The organism is Faecalibacterium sp. AM43-5AT, assembly GCF_003603345.1.
Lineage (GTDB): Bacteria > Bacillota > Clostridia > Oscillospirales > Ruminococcaceae > Faecalibacterium > Faecalibacterium taiwanense.
In genome coordinates this window covers 1-18,448 of sequence record NZ_QVGZ01000004.1, presented here as the reverse complement: position 1 = coordinate 18,448, position 18,448 = coordinate 1, and the positions used below count along the sequence as shown (strand labels likewise).

General features: G+C 52.5%; 18 protein-coding genes, 1 tRNA gene and 1 other annotated feature. Of the genes, 8 read left to right on the top strand and 11 right to left on the bottom strand.

Annotated features, from left to right (window positions below; all coding sequences use genetic code 11):
- Window positions 1-81: 81 nt before the first annotated feature.
- Complete coding sequence (locus DW937_RS15180) at window positions 82-444, top strand: helix-turn-helix transcriptional regulator (protein ID WP_005942847.1); 363 nt, start codon at window positions 82-84, stop codon at window positions 442-444.
- Window positions 416-652: a hypothetical protein gene (locus tag DW937_RS06575; protein ID WP_118526695.1), complete on the top strand. Its 237-nt coding sequence runs from the start codon at window positions 416-418 to the stop codon at window positions 650-652. Before DW937_RS15180 ends, DW937_RS06575 begins: the two co-directional genes overlap by 29 nt.
- 55 nt (window positions 653-707) lie before the next feature.
- Here the strand turns inward: DW937_RS06575 and DW937_RS06570 are convergent, their stop codons facing one another.
- Window positions 708-875, bottom strand: a complete 168-nt coding sequence (locus DW937_RS06570; protein WP_044953787.1) for a FeoB-associated Cys-rich membrane protein — start codon at window positions 873-875, stop codon at window positions 708-710.
- 179 nt (window positions 876-1,054) lie between these two features.
- On the opposite strand from DW937_RS06570, the gene DW937_RS06565 reads away from it, so the two are divergent.
- A tRNA-Val gene (locus DW937_RS06565) sits at window positions 1,055-1,131 on the top strand.
- Between the two features lie 491 nt (window positions 1,132-1,622).
- Here DW937_RS06565 and DW937_RS06560 read toward each other — a convergent pair.
- Window positions 1,623-1,910 (bottom strand): hypothetical protein, encoded by a 288-nt coding sequence (locus DW937_RS06560; protein WP_165852908.1) that lies wholly within the window; start codon window positions 1,908-1,910, stop codon window positions 1,623-1,625.
- On the opposite strand from DW937_RS06560, the gene DW937_RS06555 reads away from it, so the two are divergent.
- From DW937_RS06555 to DW937_RS06545, 3 genes are all read left to right on the top strand, one after another.
- Window positions 1,909-3,294, top strand: a complete 1,386-nt coding sequence (locus DW937_RS06555; RefSeq protein WP_165852907.1) for an FAD-binding protein — start codon at window positions 1,909-1,911, stop codon at window positions 3,292-3,294. The two genes, DW937_RS06560 and DW937_RS06555, sit on opposite strands and share 2 nt — an antisense overlap.
- A 146-nt stretch (window positions 3,295-3,440) precedes the next feature.
- On the top strand, window positions 3,441-4,256 hold the full coding sequence (locus tag DW937_RS06550; protein ID WP_243089016.1) for a MerR family transcriptional regulator: 816 nt from the start codon (window positions 3,441-3,443) through the stop codon (window positions 4,254-4,256).
- A gap of 246 nt (window positions 4,257-4,502) precedes the next feature.
- Window positions 4,503-6,500 (top strand): FAD-binding protein, encoded by a 1,998-nt coding sequence (locus DW937_RS06545; protein WP_118526735.1) that lies wholly within the window; start codon window positions 4,503-4,505, stop codon window positions 6,498-6,500.
- 92 nt (window positions 6,501-6,592) lie between these two features.
- Here DW937_RS06545 and DW937_RS14910 read toward each other — a convergent pair whose 3' ends face one another.
- Window positions 6,593-6,766, bottom strand: a complete 174-nt coding sequence (locus DW937_RS14910) for a hypothetical protein (RefSeq protein WP_165852906.1) — start codon at window positions 6,764-6,766, stop codon at window positions 6,593-6,595.
- A 187-nt stretch (window positions 6,767-6,953) separates the two neighbouring features.
- Window positions 6,954-7,209, top strand: a binding site (T-box leader).
- An 80-nt stretch (window positions 7,210-7,289) separates the two neighbouring features.
- Between DW937_RS14910 and DW937_RS06540 the strand changes: the two genes are divergently transcribed.
- Together DW937_RS06540 and DW937_RS06535 are read left to right on the top strand one after the other, a co-directional pair.
- Window positions 7,290-8,234, top strand: coding sequence for a bile acid:sodium symporter family protein (locus tag DW937_RS06540; RefSeq protein ID WP_097777253.1), 945 nt, complete (start codon window positions 7,290-7,292; stop codon window positions 8,232-8,234).
- Between the two features lie 229 nt (window positions 8,235-8,463).
- Window positions 8,464-10,407, top strand: a complete 1,944-nt coding sequence (locus DW937_RS06535; protein WP_120120481.1) for a hypothetical protein — start codon at window positions 8,464-8,466, stop codon at window positions 10,405-10,407.
- A 336-nt stretch (window positions 10,408-10,743) separates the two neighbouring features.
- Here DW937_RS06535 and DW937_RS06530 read toward each other — a convergent pair whose 3' ends face one another.
- The 8 genes from DW937_RS06530 to DW937_RS06500 all read right to left on the bottom strand — a co-directional run bounded on the left by DW937_RS06530 (window position 10,744) and on the right by DW937_RS06500 (window position 17,603).
- Complete coding sequence (locus DW937_RS06530; RefSeq protein ID WP_120120480.1) at window positions 10,744-11,790, bottom strand: PDDEXK nuclease domain-containing protein; 1,047 nt, start codon at window positions 11,788-11,790, stop codon at window positions 10,744-10,746.
- Window positions 11,790-13,058, bottom strand: coding sequence for a tyrosine-type recombinase/integrase (locus tag DW937_RS06525; protein WP_120120479.1), 1,269 nt, complete (start codon window positions 13,056-13,058; stop codon window positions 11,790-11,792). The genes DW937_RS06530 and DW937_RS06525 overlap by 1 nt, the downstream gene beginning before the upstream one ends.
- Window positions 13,059-13,150: 92 nt before the next feature.
- On the bottom strand, window positions 13,151-13,330 hold the full coding sequence (locus tag DW937_RS06520) for an excisionase (RefSeq protein WP_120120570.1): 180 nt from the start codon (window positions 13,328-13,330) through the stop codon (window positions 13,151-13,153).
- Between the two features lie 332 nt (window positions 13,331-13,662).
- Window positions 13,663-14,955 (bottom strand): virulence-associated E family protein, encoded by a 1,293-nt coding sequence (locus tag DW937_RS06515; protein ID WP_120120478.1) that lies wholly within the window; start codon window positions 14,953-14,955, stop codon window positions 13,663-13,665.
- Window positions 14,939-15,418 (bottom strand): CHC2 zinc finger domain-containing protein, encoded by a 480-nt coding sequence (locus tag DW937_RS06510; RefSeq protein WP_120120477.1) that lies wholly within the window; start codon window positions 15,416-15,418, stop codon window positions 14,939-14,941. Before DW937_RS06510 ends, DW937_RS06515 begins: the two co-directional genes overlap by 17 nt.
- A gap of 200 nt (window positions 15,419-15,618) precedes the next feature.
- Complete coding sequence (locus DW937_RS15400) at window positions 15,619-15,753, bottom strand: hypothetical protein (RefSeq protein ID WP_279221252.1); 135 nt, start codon at window positions 15,751-15,753, stop codon at window positions 15,619-15,621.
- A 31-nt stretch (window positions 15,754-15,784) separates the two neighbouring features.
- Window positions 15,785-17,236, bottom strand: coding sequence for a relaxase/mobilization nuclease domain-containing protein (locus DW937_RS06505; RefSeq protein WP_165852904.1), 1,452 nt, complete (start codon window positions 17,234-17,236; stop codon window positions 15,785-15,787).
- Window positions 17,208-17,603 carry a plasmid mobilization relaxosome protein MobC gene (locus DW937_RS06500; RefSeq protein ID WP_120120475.1) on the bottom strand — a complete coding sequence of 132 codons (396 nt, stop codon included), beginning with the start codon at window positions 17,601-17,603 and terminating at the stop codon, window positions 17,208-17,210. The genes DW937_RS06505 and DW937_RS06500 overlap by 29 nt, the downstream gene beginning before the upstream one ends.
- Window positions 17,604-18,448: the final 845 nt, after the last annotated feature.

Below are 18,448 nucleotides of genomic sequence, written 5' to 3'. Positions count from 1 at the left end.
TGACACTGAATCAATGCAGGAATATACTACAACTAAAGATTGTGAAACGGCATTGCCGATACGAAAAAAGGAGAGCGGAATATGGCAAATACTGAAATGATCCGGGATTATATCCGCGCCAGTGGGTACAAGATGCAGTATGTGGCACGAGCCTTGAAGATCAGCCCCAATGCACTGAACCTGAAACTGCAGGGGCGCACACAGTTCAAGCTGAGCGAAGCAGAACGGCTGAGCGCGGTGCTTGGTCTGAGCATGTACGAGCGGGATCTCTGCTTTTTTGAAGAGCAGAACCGCCGCGAAGTGCTGGCACGCCGCGCGGATGAAAAGAGGAGGGCAGAACATGACAAGCGAGCAGAGAAATCAGACGCGGCTGGCACTGTACCGGTATGGGATGCGGCAGCGTGCACGAAGCCCGGTGGAGCGCAGCTGGTGCGCCGCCATTGAGGAGGGCCTTGCTTATTACCGGCAGAACGACCCGCTGCGTGCGGATCTGTTCGAGCTGCGCTATGTGCAGCACCGCACGGAGGACGATGTGATCAATCAGCTGCACATCGGCCGCACTACTTACCAGAAAGCCCATCAGGACCTGCTGAGCACCATTGCCGTGTACGCGGCAGAGCGCGGGGTGTTTTACCGCGAGACGGAAAGCTGAAAGCAGAATGCCCCCGGACGCTGCCAGCAGGCAATGTCCGGGGGCATTTTTGAACTCAGGCTTTTTTGTTCGGGTCCTGTTTTTCGCAGTGGCTGTGGCAGGATGCACAGTTGCCGCCGCAGCCCTCGCCCTTCCAGCCGCCCTGCTTGGAGATCCACACAACGGCCAGTGCAAACAGAACGATCAGAACGATCAGCGTAATGATTCCACGAAGTGTCAGCATTTTTTGTACCTCTTTTCCCGGTGGGAAAGTTTCTGTGTTCAGTATACACGATTTGGCATCAAAGGGCAACCGGAAAACGGATACAAAAAGTGTGATTTTTTTAAAATTAGGGCTTGCATTTTGGCAAAGGCCGTGCTATAATAATCACGTTCCAGTTCGGAACGCACAAAACAAAATATGGAGGATTAGCTCAGCTGGTTAGAGCACCTGCATCACACGCAGGGGGTCTGGGGTTCGAGTCCCTAATTCTCCACCATACAGTTCGTACTCGAACCCGATTCTTTATGAGAAAGGGTTCGGGTACATTTTTTGTTTATCGGAGGTTTGCGTTTGCGACAGCAATAAACACCCCAGTGGGATGTTTGAGCAACAGAATAGGCTGCCAGGAAATCCCAAGTCGCATGACGTGGAATTTTTGTTTCGACCAAGGACTCGAATGGCATCTACGTAAAAAATCCATAGCAAATGAGCCGGGAGCCTTCTGTAGATCAGAGGCTTCCGGCTCACTGCATATTCATGATAAAAGCAAAATTCCTGCCACCAGTACCATGTTGCAGGCAAAAAACAGCGCGGGCAGTGCATCCACAAAGGCCGGCGAAAGAGTGAAATCGTCCGGGACAGGATCGTTTTGATTCATGTGATCGACCTTTGCATTTCTCCACGCAGCGCCGGAGAGACCTTTCTTGCTGCATTTCTGAAAAAAGAGCAGCGCTTTTGCGCAAGATCGTCAATGCATTCTGCAGCAGGTCACGGGTCAATATCCAGCTCACGCAGAAGCAGCCGGAGGGCGGGCGAGATGTTCTCGCGATTCCACACGGCCCAAGCGGGAACGGTATCATTTTCCAGCGGGATAAAGGTGAGGTTTTTGTTGGCGGGCAGTTGAGCCAGCACCGGCTCGGCAAGGATGGTATAGCCGCCGTAGAAAGCCAGCTGCAGCATCAACTCCTCCATGGAATACGCAAATTTGATGTTCTGCGGGTCGCTGCCGTGGCGGGTGAGGACTTGCGCAAACTGGTTCCACAGCTCCCGGTCCATGGCGGGTACATACCTGCTGAGCCACGGTGTGCCCAAGGTGGACGAAGTGGAGTTTGTGAACAACTGGATGATGCAGACCCACGGCAAGGCAAACACCGCACTGGTGATGAAGTTTGCCAAGAACAGCGGCAGCACTGTGGACTGGTGGCTGGACAAGATCAACCCGGACACGCTGGCCAAGACCCGCATCCAGTTCTGGCCGGACAACGAGTACACCGTGCACCAGCTGAACAACGGCATGCACTACTACACCGGCACACTGGAATGGTGGGAGAACTACTGGGAGAACCCCACCAGCGGCGAGAAGAACAACAACACCGCCGGTCAGCTGGAGCTGAAGGACCTGAGCTGGGATAACTACAATTATGTGGAAGAGAACTTCTCTGACAATGCCACCGCTCTGTTTGGCACCAAGGGTGTGCAGCTGGTAATGGACGACGCAAAGGTCACCGGCGTGATCGCACAGGACAGCGACGGCAATTACCTCAAGATCAACGCGAAGAACGGCGTTGTGCTGGCAGGCGGCGGCTTTGGCGGCAACAAGGAAATGATGGACGATCTGCTGCCGGACATCAAGCGTCTGTTCACCAAGGATGAGGACTTCTTTGCTCCCTTTGGCCGCGACGGCTCCACCATCCAGATGGGTGTGTGGGCAGGCGGCCGTCTGGAGGGCGACATCTCCACCATGAACTTCGACTCCATGGCCGTGCCCGACTATCTGCCCGGCCCCCTGTGGGTGGACGAGAATGGCCAGCGCTTCCAGAACGAAGCCTTTGCCGGCCCGGAGATCAACGGCTTCTTCATGGCACGTGCAAAGCGCGGCAATATCACCTCCATCTACGACAGCACCTATGAGACCCAGATCCTGCGCGGCTTCCCCGGCCATCAGGCATTCGAGTACGACATGCCCGCTGTGGTGGAAGCCATGAAGGGCAACTTTGAGGCCGCAAAGGCTGCTGGTGCCGAGGGCGCCAACGGCTGGTACTGCGCCGACACCATCGAACAGCTGGCTGAGTACATCGGTGTGGAGCCTGCAGCCCTTTCCGCTACTGTGGAGCAGTACAATAAGGTTTGCGCCGAGGGCTACGACAGCGATTTTGCCAAGGACCCGCACTTCCTGAATGCAGTTGCAAAGGCTCCCTTCTACGCCCATGTCACCACCCCGAGTCTGGGCTTTGCACTGGTGACCACCGGCGGCTTTGTGACCACCAATGACCAGCAGGTGCTGAACGAGGATTATCAGCCCATCGAGGGCCTGTACGCTTCCGGCAACACCTGCGGTATGCGCTTTGGTCCCGAGTATATCACCCCGATCCCCGGTGTGAGCATTGGTATGTGCCTGACGCTGGGCCGTGAGCTGGGCAAGTATCTGGCTACAAAGTAAGCAGTTCTGATATAAATATAGAAAAGGCAGGCTTTTTCCGCTGGGAAAGGGCCTGCCTTTTTGCTTTTTATAAAAAGTATGTTACAATAGAACTGGCAAAGAAACCGGTGCCGGGCGGTGCGGCTCCGGGGTAAGGAGGAAGCACGGTGAGCGAAAACGAAAAGGGCTATTATATCCGAGAATTTTCCAACATGACCGGTCTGCCCCAGAGCAAGATCCGGTATTACGAAAAGATCGGCCTGTTCAAGGTGAAGCGGATGAAAAACGGCTACCGCTGGTTCAGCCCGGAGGATGCATTCCGGGTGAACGCTTTCCGCTGCCTGCTGCAGTATGGCTTCAGCATAGAGGAAGCGGTGCGGATGCTGGACGAAAAGCAGCAGACCGAACAGTTTGAGCAATCTCTCAAGCGGCAGCGCTACACCCTGACCCACGAGAAGCAGCTGCTGGAATACCGCCTGCAGGCGCTGGATGAGGCCATTGGCCTGCTGAACATGGAACCCGGTTCAGACTTTTCGGTTCAGGATGTGCCGGATAAAATATATGTCTATGCTTCCAATGGGCGGGACTTCAGCGTGGCGGGGCAGGCAGGGGAGACCATTTCCCGCTTTGTGGAGCTGCTGTCCATTTCCAGCTATGCGCGGGTGATCGAGACGGCGCAGTTCAGCTCCGAAAAACCGGAGCTGGACCCCAGCTATGTCTGTGCCATCCCGGCTTCGGAGGAGTGGCGGCTTGGAACATATGACCGCACCCATGTCCACTGGATGAATCTGGGCAAATGCATCGTGTATCACCGCAGCCTGACGCGGGAGGAGAGCGTGCGCAAGGAAACCTTTGCCCTGCTTCTGGACTGGATGACTGCCCACGGCTACCATATGCGGGAAAAAATGATGATCCTGCCCGGTTTTTTGAATCTGGATGGCTGCGGAAAGGACATGGAGACGGTGATCCTGCCGGTAATCTGAGCCAAAAACGCGGTACAGCACAATAGACACAAAAAGCCCTTGTGGAGTTTGCACAAACTCACAGGGGCTTTCTTGTTGTTAAATGACAAACAAAGTTTCAAAACGGTAACGGTGCTTGACCTTAAACCCGGTTTATGCTGTAAAGTGTTGTTCGTGAAATGTCAAACGAAGTTCCGGCCCGGCGGTGCCTGACCGGAAAACATCGTACACACGAAGAAGAAAGAAAACGTAAAGGAGAACCTTATCATGGCAAACCGCATTTCCCGTCGCAACTTCCTGAAAAAGGCTGCTGCCGGTGCCGTCGGCGCTGCTGCTGCCGGTGTGCTGACCAGCTGCGGCAGCTCTGCAAGCTCTGTTGCTTCCAGCACTGCTGCTTCCTCCACCGCTTCCTCTGCTGCTGCAAGCGCAGCTTCCGAGGCTGGCTTTACCTTCAAGCCCGGCACCTACACCGCCAAGGCTTACGGCAATATCTCCGACATTGAGCTGGAGTGCACCTTCTCTGAGACTGCGCTGACCGATGTGAAGATCGTGGGCCAGAACGAGACTCCCGCGCTGTTCAGTCAGGTGGAGAACGAGCTGATCCCCGCCATTCTGGACAATCAGGCAGGCGGCGTGGACAGCATTACCGGTGCTACCAATTCCAGCCGCGCTGTCAAGGAAGCCATTGCAGACTGTGTTGCGCAGGCAGGCGGCGACCGTCAGGCATGGCTGGCCAAGACTGTGGAAAAGACCGCAGGCGCAGCTGAGGAATACGATGTGGATGTGGCCGTCATTGGCTGCGGCGCAGCAGGCTTTATGGCAAGCATCGTGGCAGCCCAGAAAGGCATGAAGGTGCTCACCGTGGAAAAGGCCGGCAGCGTTGCAGGCGTGAACGGCATCAAGGTCTCCGGCCCCTTTGCAGTGGACACCAGCGTGCTGCACGCACGTGAGGGCGGCACCACCCTGACTGTGGACGAAGTGTTCAACCATGCCATGAACTACACCCACTGGACCCCGAACCCCAGCCTGATCAAGCGCTGCCTGGAGACCTCCAAGGACGCTGTGGAAGAGCTGGTGGGCATCGGCTACGAGATGAAGGAAGCAAACTTCCGCTTCGAGACCCCCTTCAAGGATGAGAAGGGCGGCTTCCACCTGATCACCAACGCTCTGGATGAGCGCGTGCAGCTGTGGGAGAAGGCTCTGGACGACAACGGCGTGCAGGTGATCTACAACACCGCAGCCAAGAGCCTGATCGTGGAGAACGACAAGATCTGCGGCTTTACCGCTGAAAAAGAGGACGGCACCCCCATCACCGTCCATGCAGGCGCTGTCATCATTGCATCCGGCGGCTTCCTTGGCAACCGCGACCTGCAGGAGAAGTTCCTGCACACCCGCAAGCTGAACGCAGCTGCAGGCGGCAACAGCCTGTGCACCGGCGACGGCATTGTAATGGCAAACGACGCAGGCGCTGTGCTGTGCAAGACCTTTGGCTACTGCCCCTGCGAGTACGGCGGAACCAACAGCAAGGCCAGCCGCCCCGCAAAGCAGGATAAGTACGACCAGAACTACTGCTTCAAGTTCGGCCTGTACGGCAACCTGCTGGTGGACGGCGAAGGCAAGCGCTTTATCAACGAGGGCCTGCTGTGCGATTACCCCATGAGCTACGGCTCCGAGCAGATCCTGCTGAACGCCCCTTGGTACGGCATTGTGGATCAGGCTTATGTGGATGCCATGACCACGCAGGGCCTGTACGAGTACACCACTGCAAAGGGCGCTACCAGCGAGAACTGGTTCATTGGCAACTACTTCAAGGGCCGCATTCTGGACAACCTGCCCAGCGATATTGAAGAGGGCCTGAAGGAAGGCTGGCTGGTCAAGGCTGACACCATTGAAGAGCTGGGCGAGAAGTTCGGCCTGACCCATCTGGCTGAGACCGTTGCAAAGTACAACGAGTACTGCGAGAAGGGCGTGGACGAGCAGTTTGGTGCTAACAAGTGGTACCTCAGCCCCATCAAGGAAGGCCCCTTCTACGCTGTGCAGTGTGAGCCGAGTGCATGGAGCACCTTTGGCGGCGTGCGCACCGACGACTGCTGCCGCGCTCTGGATCTGGACAACCAGCCCATCGACGGCCTGTACGTTGCCGGCACCGACAGCGGCAGCCTGTACTACAGCCCCTACTACGATATCCCCGGCTTCTGCTATGGCCTGTGCATTGACAGCGGCTATATCTGCGCTGAGGAAGCAGCTGCCTTCGTCAAAGCCTGATCGGCTGCAGTAAAGCCCCATAAGCAATAAAAGATCCCGTCCACTTCTGGGTGAACGGGATCTTTTTTGCGTATCAGACAGGAAAAAGCGGCTCAGAGGTCGTTTTTCTCCTGCCCAAGATTATCGGATTCCAGATCGTACAGGCCGTGCTGCAGGTGCTCTTCCATCATGACCCGGGCACGCTTGCCATCGTGCTTGCGGAAAGCGTCCAGCAAAATGCCGTGGTAGTAGATGCCGCCGTAGTAACCGTTGGAAAGAATGAGCATCTTACCCAGCCTACTCTTTAGACCATGGCTTCGCGTCATCTTGCCGGAGCAGTCGGTGCCGATGCCGTTCTGCTTTGTCTGCTGCGTGAACCACTTTCACTCCTGAAATGAACTGCATGAAAAATCAGAAGGCCTCATTCTATTGACTTTGCCCTTGCAGGGGAGTATACTCCATGTCACCAAGAAGATTACGGCTATGACGAGAAAGAGTACCCGGAAGGAATGTTGCAGAGAGCTGCCGGTTGGTGCAAGGCAGTGCAGGGCATCCGTGGGAAGATCCTCTCTGAGCTTTCCGGCTGAATGGACGGTGTGCGCCCCAGTAAGCAGGAACGGCAGGCCCCCGTTATCACGGGCCGCGCGTTGTTGGACGTGCACTGAGTGGTCAGCGTTGTGCTGGCAATAAGAGTGGTACCGCAGAGGATATTACACGCCTTTGTCTCTTACAGACCGTAGGGGACAAGGGCGTTTTATTTTGCGGATGCTTTTGTCCCAAAGCATGTCAGAAGGAAAAGGAGAAACAACTATGAAAACACTGGAAAAAGTAAGCGACTTTGTGGGCAAGTACATGGCCGCCATCGTTATTGTGGTGGCTGCGGGTGCCCTGTTCTTCCCCGGCCCGTTCAGCGTGGTAAAGACGGCGTGGGTCAATAACCTGCTGGGCATCGTGATGTTCGGCATGGGCCTTACCCTGAAGCCGGAGGACTTCAAGGTGGTGTTCAGCCGCCCGAAGGATGTGATCGTGGGCTGCGTTGCACAGTTCACCCTCATGCCGTTTCTGGCATGGGCGCTCACGCAGGTGTTCCATCTGCCCACCGAGCTGGCCATTGGCGTGATCCTGGTTGGCACCTGCCCCGGCGGCACCTCTTCCAACGTGATGACCTACCTTTCCAAGGGCGACGTTGCACTGTCCGTTGGCATGACCGCTGTTTCCACCGTGCTGGCTCCGCTCCTCACCCCGCTGCTCACCCTGCTGTACGCTGGCCAGCGTGTTGACGTGAACCCCATGAGCATGTTCATGTCCATCGTCAAGGTGGTGCTGGTGCCCATCGCACTGGGCTTTGTGGTCAATCACTTCTTCCATAAGTTCACCGAGGAAGCCGTCCGCGTGCTGCCTCTGGTCTCCACTACCGCCATCGTGCTGATCATCTGCGCCGTGGTCTCCGCCAACAGCGCCAAGATCATGACCAGCGGTCTGCTGATCCTTGTGGTGGTCATCCTGCACAATGTGCTGGGCTACCTCACCGGCTTTGGCGTGGGCAAGCTGCTCAAGCTGGACTCCACCAAGTGCCGCGCGATCTCCATCGAGGTGGGCATGCAGAACTCCGGCCTTGCAACCAGTCTGGCCGCCGCACACTTTGCACAGTATCCGCTGGCTACCATCCCCGGCGCTGTGTTCTCCGTGTGGCATAACATTTCCGGTGCGATCCTCGCCAACTTCTTTGCCCGCACAGCAGAGAAGAAGGATTGATCTTTCATAACACAACAAAGCCCCCGGCAGGCGCAAACCTGCCGGGGGCTTTGCTGTGCCTGCGGGCCGGGTATCTGCAACAGAACCGGCACAAATCGTGCTTTTCACGCTGCTTTTAGGGCGATTCACGCAGGTTTGCTTCCAAAATGCGGTAAAGTGTGGGATAATCAAGGTACTGTAATACATACCCCCCCCGTAAAAATACGAGGGGAAAAAAGGAGGTTGTACCATGAAACAAGGCAAACTTATCCGGCGTGCAGTATCGGTGGCGCTGGCCGGATGCATGATGTTCACCCTTTCCGCCCCGGCTCTGGCCGCAAGCACCGATGACCTGCTCCAGCAGAGCACCGCCGCCAAAAGCGCGGTGAGCGTGCTGGACGAAGAGAACGGTATGACGGAAGAAACGGCATATCAGATGGATCTCAACAACGGCAATCAGGTTGGCAATAAGGTCGTGCAAAATTTTGGCATTTATGTTGACGATAAGCCTGTCACCAGCGAGAATTATCAAAACCTGAAGAGTGGGCGTATCGTCTACGACCCGGAGCAAAAGACCCTGACGGCAGCAAATAGGATCAAGAACCTGCTGAAGATCAGAGCGCCGAAAACGGATGTCATTTTGAACGGCGGCATCGGTAGAGGCGATTTGACGATCGGACAGCAGGACGATCCGAGTGTTGTAGGTGCAGATGATGTGACCGTCACCAGTGACCAGTATGCAACAATTGATGGCTGGGCTTACATCAACTGCACCGGTAAGGTGAATATCAGCAGCGACGAAGATATGGCTGTGAACGGAAACCTGAACATTTATGATTCCAGCGAAGTGATCCTTTCTGCGGACAGCAGCGCTGTGACGGGCAGCGCAAATATCACCAGCAACGGTGACGTGACCATTGAGAGTACCGACGGTAGAGCGGCGCAAGAACTGACGATCAACAAGGCCCAGAATGTCACCATTACCATCAGTGATGCCGAAAGAGCAGTCTCCGAAGATACCAAGATCACCGCTTCCAGTACTGTGATCCTGAAAAACAACGCACAGGGCGGCCGTGTGGGCACTGTTGACTTTACACAGGCAGACGGCAAGGCCTACGTCTACTATATCAGCGATGAGCCGGATGCAAAACTGATCGACCTGCGCATCCATCCGCTTGCAGAAGCGGCAGAAAGCAGCTACCTGCGCATTGAGCCGAGGGAGACGACTTACAGCATTACCGTTGCGAACGGCACCGCGCAGGTGGGCGACGACACCACCGGCCAGATTACTACCGCCTTTGAGGGCGAAAAGGTCACCGTCAAGGCCAACGCACCCACCGATGAGGATGCCGCCAAGGGCGTGAAGTTCCACCACTGGAAGGTGGAAGAGGGAAACATCAGCGTCGACCCGACTGCGGGCAGTCTGGGTTCTGCGACTGAAGCAGGCACCGAGGAGATCAGCTTTGATATGCCCAAAGGCAATGTGAAGCTGACCGCTGTTTACAGCATCCCCGCTTCTGTGTTGAGGAACACCGTCACCGTTGAGGGCGGCAAGGCAAAGTCCACTCTGGGCGAGGGCAGCGGTATCTCCGCAGAGATCGGCACCAAGGTGGAGATCTCTGCTGATACCGAGGAACACCCCGATAAGGTGTTCGTGAAATGGGAAATCGTGTACCCTGAGAACTTCCCGGAGAATGTGCCGGAAGAGCTGCAGCTCAAGCTGGAAGAACCCAACCGTGCAAAAACGACGTTTGAGATGCCCGCTTACCCGGTCAAACTGATCGCCCACTGGTCGGCCATCGACCCGGACGAATCCCTTGACCCCGGCGCTGGCTACGATGCCAGCTCTGCTGCAGGCGGTGCAATTGCCGCCGTGGCCGTTGGCGGTGCAGCCATCTGGGGCGGCTACGAGATCACCACCCGAGTGATCCTGCACAACCTCCTGCCCGAAGGCGCAGCCATCCCGGCAAACCGCGGCCAGCTGGCGCTGCTGGTGTGGAACACCGCAGGCAGGCCTGAACCCGCAGGCGCACCCGCCTTTGTGGATGTGACTGACCCCGATACGGCCAAGGCCGCACAGTGGTGCACCGAGCAGGGCATCATGGATGCCAAGGGCGACCGCTTTGAACCCGAAGGCTGGACCCCGAAGTTCAAGGTGATCGAAGTGTGGAATAAGGCGTTCCCCAAGCAGTAAAACAGCAAACGGCCCCCGGCAGGCGCAAACCTGCCGGGGGCTTTGCTGTGCTTAAATTGGAGCTTGTCGGGGCAAGGCCCCTCCATCTTGCTGGCGCAAGACCGCTCGGCCGCTTGAAAGCCCCACTGGGGCTTTCATTGCTGCGCAAACGCGGATTTTACTGCTCAATCGGCTTCATCGTAGGGAGCTTGACTGGTGGTGATTTATAGCTGTTTACAAGTGTTCATAAGCCTTTGTTTGTGCAAGATAAAAAGGTCTTATTTTTCGCAACTCTACGCAACTGTTTACAGCTATTCTCAAATTGGTGGTAAGTCAGTGGTAAGGCTGGTGGTAAACTTATTCGTCTTCGTGAGAGTGCCAACGCTTCAAGACTTCTTCCACCTGTCCAATAAGCTGCTCCTTGTTCGGCATATACAAGACGTACCGGGATGCAAAAATCTGATTCGACAAACCGCCCAGCGCATACTCGGCTGCCACGCTGTCCTTGTCAGTGCAGAGGATGATGCCGATAGGAGGATTATCTTCCGGGTCGTTGACCTCTGCGGCGTAGTAGTTCAGATACATATTGATTTGTCCGGCGGCTTCGGGCGTGAGCTTGGTGGTTTTCAACTCGATCAGCACATAGGCGTGTAAAATCTTATTGTAGAACACCATATCCACATAGTAGTGGGCGTTGTTCACTGTGACACGCTGCTGTGTGCCGACAAACATAAAGCCCCGGCCAAGTTCCAGCAAGAAATCTTCGATTTGTCGCACCAGTGCTGCTTCCAAATCGCTTTCAAGGAACGGCTTTTCTTCCGGTAGCCCCAAAAACTCGAATACATACGGGTCCTTGATAATGTCCTCCGGCTTAGTGTAGTCCACACCTTTTTCAGCCAATGCTAAAACTTGTTCCTTATTGGCATCCCCACGAGACAAGAGTAGCCGTTCAAACAGGGAACTTTCCATCTGGCGTCTTAATTCACGGACAGACCATCCAGAATTGACTGCTTCCTTTTCGTAGAAGCTGCGCTTCTCCTTATCGGAAATGGATAACAGCTCACAGTAGTGCGACCAACTCAATTTTCCAGACACTGTCTGGAAAATTGGATAGCTGAGATAGAACTGCCGCATATTGTAAACATTCGAGCGCGAAAAGCCCTTGCCAAGCTCCTTTGTCAACGCCCTGGAAAGCTGCGATAAGGTCTTTTCACCATATGCGGCACGGATGCTGTCATTTTGTTCACAACGAACAACGACCTCACCAATCTTCCAATAAGTTGACAGCAGTTCCTGATTGACCTGCTGTGCTATGTTTTTACGGGAAGCTTCCAGCAGAGAACGAATCTCGCTCACTGCCGGGGCAAGAACCTGCGCTGCTGGGGATGTAGATTTTCTTTCCATCAGTCAGTTTCCTCCTTTCCGTCAAATGTCGAACTTGCAGATAAAAATTCAGCAAACTTTTCGATTTCTTTTTTCTTGAGATTTTTTGTGGCCTCAGTGTAGATGTTCATGGTAGTGGTAATATCGGCGTGGCCCAGTACGTCTTGAATGACCTTCATGTTGATTCCAGCCTCGCAAAGTCGGGTGGCGCAGGTGTGCCGCAAGGAGTGGCAGCTAAACTTCGGAAGCAGGACAAGGTTCTTCGGCTTAATTGTACCGCTTTCGCATTTTGCCAGCTGTTCCTCGTTGCAGTCGCGGATGATACGGTCAATGCCTTTATTGATGGTGCTGTGATGCTGGCACTCGCCAAAACGGTTTACAAAAATAAAATCCGTATAGCCATCAATCGTCACCTTGCAGGAAATTCCAGTTTTCTTCTGATACTCTCGCTCTTGTACAAAAGCAGCCTTGACTGCCGGAGTCATAGGCACAATTCGATTTCCAGCTTCCGTTTTGGGTGTATTGATTCCGTACACACAACCTTTCTCCCGGTGGCTGTAATAAATCAACGTGTGATTTACACTGATTTCACCCGTATCAAGGTTGATGTCCTCCCAGCGCAAACCCGTTGCCTCACCAGCACGGAGACCACATTCCACCATCACGGTAATGATAGGAAGCCAGTGATTGTACTTCTCACTGTTTTTCAAGAAGTTCATCAACAGCTTCTGCTGGCCTGCGGTCAGAGCCTTGCGGCGTTCGCTGTCCAGGTTATGCGTCTGCTTCAACTCTTTCAACGCATTATCGGATGGATTGATGCGGAGATACTCGTCCTCAACCGCAAAATCCAGCACCTGATGCATCACGGTATGGATGTTCTCCACCGTTGCCACTTTCAAACGCTGCGAATCCACAAGGCCATTGTAAAACCGCCGCACATCCGACTTTTTCAGGCTTCCGACCTTCCGCTTTCCAAACTCCGGAAATACATACATCTTGTACATATACTCGTAATGGACCAACGTATTGGCTTTCAGCCCTTTTTTCAGTTGCAGCCACTGCTCGTGAATGTCATTGATGGTCGCGTTCCGCGCTTCCGAACGAATGCCATCACTGCGGTCACGCTGAATCTCTGCTTCTTTCTCACGAAGTTCTTCCAGACTTTTGGCGTACACATTGTTGCGCTTGCCGTTTTCACTGCGCCAGCGGTACTCATACGTTCCGTTACTGCGCTGATATTCACCTTCCTTTAGAACACGCTTCTTTGAGTCTTTTCTTCTTTCTGCCATCGTTATGTCCTCCATTGTTGGCAGAAAGCAACCTACAGCTTAATCATACCATACCGCCGAGGTGCTTTCAACTGCCGACTTCATTTTTATTGTCAAATCGAAAATAATCGGTCAAGGTGTTCATCCAGCCTACGGCGTTTCAGCAGCCGCTTCGTACCATTCCAGAGAACAAAGGTGCAGTCTTTGGAATCGCTCATTTCGCGCAGCTTATTGATGCCAATGCCGGAATAGGCTGCGGCTTCTTCCAGCGTCAGATTGCTTTTCTCCCAGATCGGAACTTGTCGGGACTTGGTTCCTCCATCTTGCTGCGCAAGACCGTTCCGTCGCTTAAAAGCCCCACTGGGGCTTTCATTGCTCCGCTTCGCTGTGCAAACGCGAACTTCTTTCATAGGCAAAACCTCCGTATTTTTGTTTGTAACCAGTAGCCTGTAACCACGGTAGAAAACTTTTTGTGCGGCGATGTGCTGGCAACTTTCCGTATTTGTTTTTTCTTATCAGTTACAGGTTACATGGTTACAAATAGGAAAAAACATTTGGAATGATGCAGTTTTTTGACAGATGAAGGATGTAACCACACCTGTAACCAACGATGTAAAGCAGCCCTTCAAAACGGAACTCCCATCTGCTGAGCTTCTTCGTCTGTAAGTTTTACAAAACCGTCTGCATCCGCTTTTGCAGCGGTTACACGTTCCCATCCTTTCTGCACGCCATACTTCGGGTAGCGTTTGGCTGCTTTATGAGCTGTCCACCCTTTGATTTCGTCGTTTGCAATTCCTGCAGTCATGATCTCACAGATGGCACGGGTTTCCCACTCCGCAGGAAGATTCAGATTGCCCAGTGCCTCAGCGTAAAGCTGTTTGGAACATACCCGGTCGCCCGTGTAATCTTCCAGAAACGCATAGATCATGCCCGCCTGCGTATCTTCTTGCATAAAATCTTTCTGGCAAATCTGCAAGGCCTCCTGCATGGCAGGGCTGAATGTCAGCTTATAATCACCGCTGTTGTAAATCGTCATGGCTTCTGCCCAAAGCTGGTCGATATAGGCACGGGATTCCGCTTCGTTATCCAGAATATGTACTTCAGCCTGTGCTGCATCCACCGGGATGGGGATAAAGCGTCGGTTTCCTGTACGGTCACGGGGGAGAAAATCCTGTCGGTTGGTCGTACCTGCAAAGACACATTGCCGCAAACGGTCTGCCGGGTGCGTTTCATACGGGATTTTGTAGGTTTCTTTCTGCTTGCTGAGAAAGCTCTTGATTTCTTCAATGCTTTTGGCATTGGCAGTCGCAATCATTTCCGACATTTCCATGATCCAGTGGCCTTGCAGCTTGCGGAACACGTTATCATCGTCCAGTCGCCGCAAATCATCCGAGAACCATTCATCTTTGATAGCAAGCAGCCTGAAAAAAGAGGATTTTCCTGCACCCTGCCCACCGACCAAGCAAAGCATCATTTCAAACTTGCAGCCGGGATGAAACACCCGTTTGATCGCTCCAAGCAGAAAAATTTTCAATGCTTCCGTGGTAAGCTCATCTTTTGCGGCACCGAGAAAGCGATGCAAGGCGCGGCTTATCCGTGCTGTGCCATCCCACTTCAAGTCATTCAAGTAGTCCCGGATAGGGTGATAATGATTTTCGTTGGCAACAATGCGAATTGCTGCAGACACCCGTTTTTCGCTGTACAGGCCGTATTTTTCCATTCGGCGCAGAATGTACATCATATCGGTGTCGGTCAGTGTAGGGCCAGAACGCTGCCAGCCCATCGGCTTTACAATATCAATGCGTTCACTCAGCAGATTCAGCCGGATGGAATCTGCAAGAATCGGGTCGTTCTGCAAAACGGTCACACAGTTTTGAATCGTGTTCTGAACACCACCTTTTTCAGCCTGCGAGAGCATTTTGCGGATGTTGGAAATGGTCGATCTCGTATTTTCGGATTCGTTGGGCAATCTGTTGAACCTCCTTCCGATGTTCGGTGAGAAAATGTCGATTCTCTATCAGATATTGGATGTAATCAGTATAATGCAGGCTGGCAACAAAGCAGGGATGCTGTTCTTCCTCTGCTGACTTCGGCGCAAATTGTTTGCGCCAGTCATCCAGAATCGCGCTGCACTCGTACAATGTTTGGATTGGGTTTTGACTTTTATATTCCACAATTTTCGGATACTGTAGTGGAAAAACAGGATTCCCCGAAAGTCCAAAATCTGCGACCAGCTTTTCCGCCGCCCGTCGCAGGGACAGTTGAAACAACTTTGCGGTAAAGTCAATAACATCACCATCCGCTCCACAGCCAAAACAGTGAAACCGGGAATCTACTTTCATGCTGGGGTTACGGTCTGTATGGAATGGACAGCAAATCATGCTGCTGCAGTTGGGCTGAAAGCCATAGGCTTCTGCAGCCTGTCGAGTAGTAATATTCCGTTTTACGATTTTAAATAAATTGTCGTTCTTGAAAATTGACCTCCTTCCTATTTTCAAAAGTCCCTATCGGATGTGAAAGCCACCTGTGGGCTTACGCATCCGACAGGGTTCCGGGGTGCGGGGTGGAAGACCCTGCTGATTTACAGGCTCATATCGTAGCTACGCTTCTTGCGTTTCGGTTGACGCTCTCGCTGTTCCTGTCGAGCCTGCTCCTGCCTTGCCTTTTCGCGGACTTTGGCCTCCCACTCGCGTTTCCATGCAAGATCGGATTTCATCTCATTGGTTTTTCGGAAGATGCTGTACACATTATCCGATGCAATTTTCAGACGCCTGGATTCTTCCCTCAAGGGAGCATACGCTTTTTTCCTCTCCGCGATTTCTTGCGTCAGTTCTTCTTTCCGCTTTTTCAAGGATTTCAGCGATGGCAGTTTTCCATCGTTTTCTTCCCGGAAGTATTTCACGGATTCTGCATAGGCATCCAATTCCTTGGAATGCTCTGCACGGATTTTTTTCTTGAAAAATGCTTTCGTAAATTGCTGTTGGACCTCTTTTGTACAGTTCATCCTCTGCCTGTGACAGCCGTTCATACGCAGCCTGCGCATTAGCCCGTGCTGTCTTACACAGATCGTTCAGTTCTGTCAGGTCGTTGATGTTATTCTCCTGTACCCATACCAGCGTTTCAGCCATTTTCTGCAAATTGCTAATTTTGACCTTTAGTGCATAGGCCAGATTTTCCTGTGCCCTAACATTCTCCTGCAGATCCACAACGAGCCGCAGCCTGGTTCTGGTCGTAAAGATCAGTATGGGTTCTTCCTTGTACCGCAGATTCTTCTCGGCGTTCTGAACAAAGAATCCTTCCAGACATTCTCTTTTGCAGCTTTCTCCCAGAGAACGCTCCGATATGAACTTGTTCCGTTCCGGCGGCAGATAGCTATAACGCCCACGTTGGGTTTTGACGAAAATGTTGTATTCATCCTGCAGGATGTCTTGAAAATCTTCATACGAGATTGCTTTCTCACGAGCAGCGGCAACGGCATCCCGGATAAGCTGCTTCTGTGTTTGAAACTTTGTCGGATTGGGCGTAAATCCTTCCGTTTCGATTTTCTGTTTTTTCTCATCCAGCCGCCGCTGTGCCCAATACTCCGCTTCGGTCACACCCGTTCTGGATGGTGACAGTAAATCGACCTGATGCAGAAACTCGCGGCGGCACAAATCCATGAGGGATTTCTGCAGGTGTTTCAGGTATTCGTTCGTCACATGGTGCTTGTACCCTGCCTTGCAGTCAATGGGCCGCTCCATAAAGGGCTGCTTAGGCACATCCAGTTTTCGCAAACTGTTGATTACGATATGTACATGAATATTGCCGCTGCCATTATGACCGTCCATGTGCGTACAGACCAAAGCCTGATGCCCCGGAAAATTTGCTTTTGCGTATTCCAGTCCAAGCTCCTGCGCCCGTTTACCCGTCAAACAATTTTCTGTGCTGTCCCGTGGATCAAAGCTGATGATGTAATGGTGGCTTTTGATTTCATTCTTGTTTTTGTTCTTCTGATATTCACTGTTCAGCTGCTGGCAGGCTGCATCAAAGGAATAGGGTTCACAGTTCAGACCGTCCAGATAAAACTCATCCCGCATGATGCGATTTCCGTTCTGGTCAAGGATCGGAGTTTTCCGAAGCTCATCATGCTTGAAAATCAGATACTCCAGTGCAGCACCATAGCTGGAACTCTTACTTGCGATGTGCTTTAAGATTGCCATAGTTCTTTCCTGCCATTTCTGCGACTTGTTCCCGCATCTCAAAAATACAGGCAATCGCATGGTTGATGTTTTCACGCATAACATGTGATGGAAGACCCCCACTGTTGAAGAATGCTGCAATCTGGTTCAGGTTGTTCCCGATGGCGGCAAACTCCCGTGTGATGGCTTCGATCTCGTCCGGGTGGACATAGAACACATACGAGGTATTCACGCGGCCTTTCATCAGCATCTGCGCTGCAAATTCAGAGAGCGTCATTCCGGCATCTTCGGCCTGCTGGTGTAAAAGTTCATGTACTACTTCTGTAACTCGTGCGGAGATTACTTTTGTCTTTACGATAGATTTCACTTTTTTCTTCGTTCGTGGCATGGGGTCTCCTTTCCAAAATCAAAAATTTGATTTTCCCGGCAGTGCGTTTGTACTCCGGCTGTGACCTGTTGCAGCAGGCCACCAACAGGCAAAATCATGTGATTTTGCGCGATGTGAGGGTATGGGGAGCGCAATCCCCACCAAGATGCCGCCGTAGAGAAACCGCCCGTAGGAGCGGTTTCGTATACAAAGGCGAATCTTGCTCTTAACTACCGTCCACTCTGTCCCAGCCCGTTCCTGCCCGATTTTCTCCGGCGTATTTTCCGGTAAGACGCGCAGAATGCGCATTCAGTACCAGAGGTATCCTGCTGGGGTGGCTCATGCGATTTTCAAGGTGCGATGTGACTTTGTAAGGAATTAGGGATTTTCAGAAGTGATGCCGTAGCGAATTGGCTTACTTTTGAAAATACTTCCTATACCCTATACAAACTTTAAGGGGTGTTTTTAAACTGGGTCTTTTAAAAGTTCAAAGAAAATTCATTTTTCCAACGTTCCCCTCTACCTATAACAATCTAAAATGGGTGTTTGGCAACCAGATTTTCAAATTTTGTTGAACTGCCTAATTTTAGAATATAGATTTTGTTCGATTTCCACTTATAGAACCAGAGGAAAGCTGTTTTACAAAAGATTTTGAAAGCCCCTACACTAATAGGAATCTGCAGGACCGTTTTGGAATACAGTTTTAAAGATTTCACAATTTTGGACAAAAAGAAAAACGGAAAAGCAGATAAAATCCACTTTACCGTTTTGTTTCGATAGCGCGATACGCATAAATTACTGTCTTGGGCTTTTCCGATAATTTGCCTTATGAGAAGATTGGAAAAAATGAGCCTGTCTGCATTGCA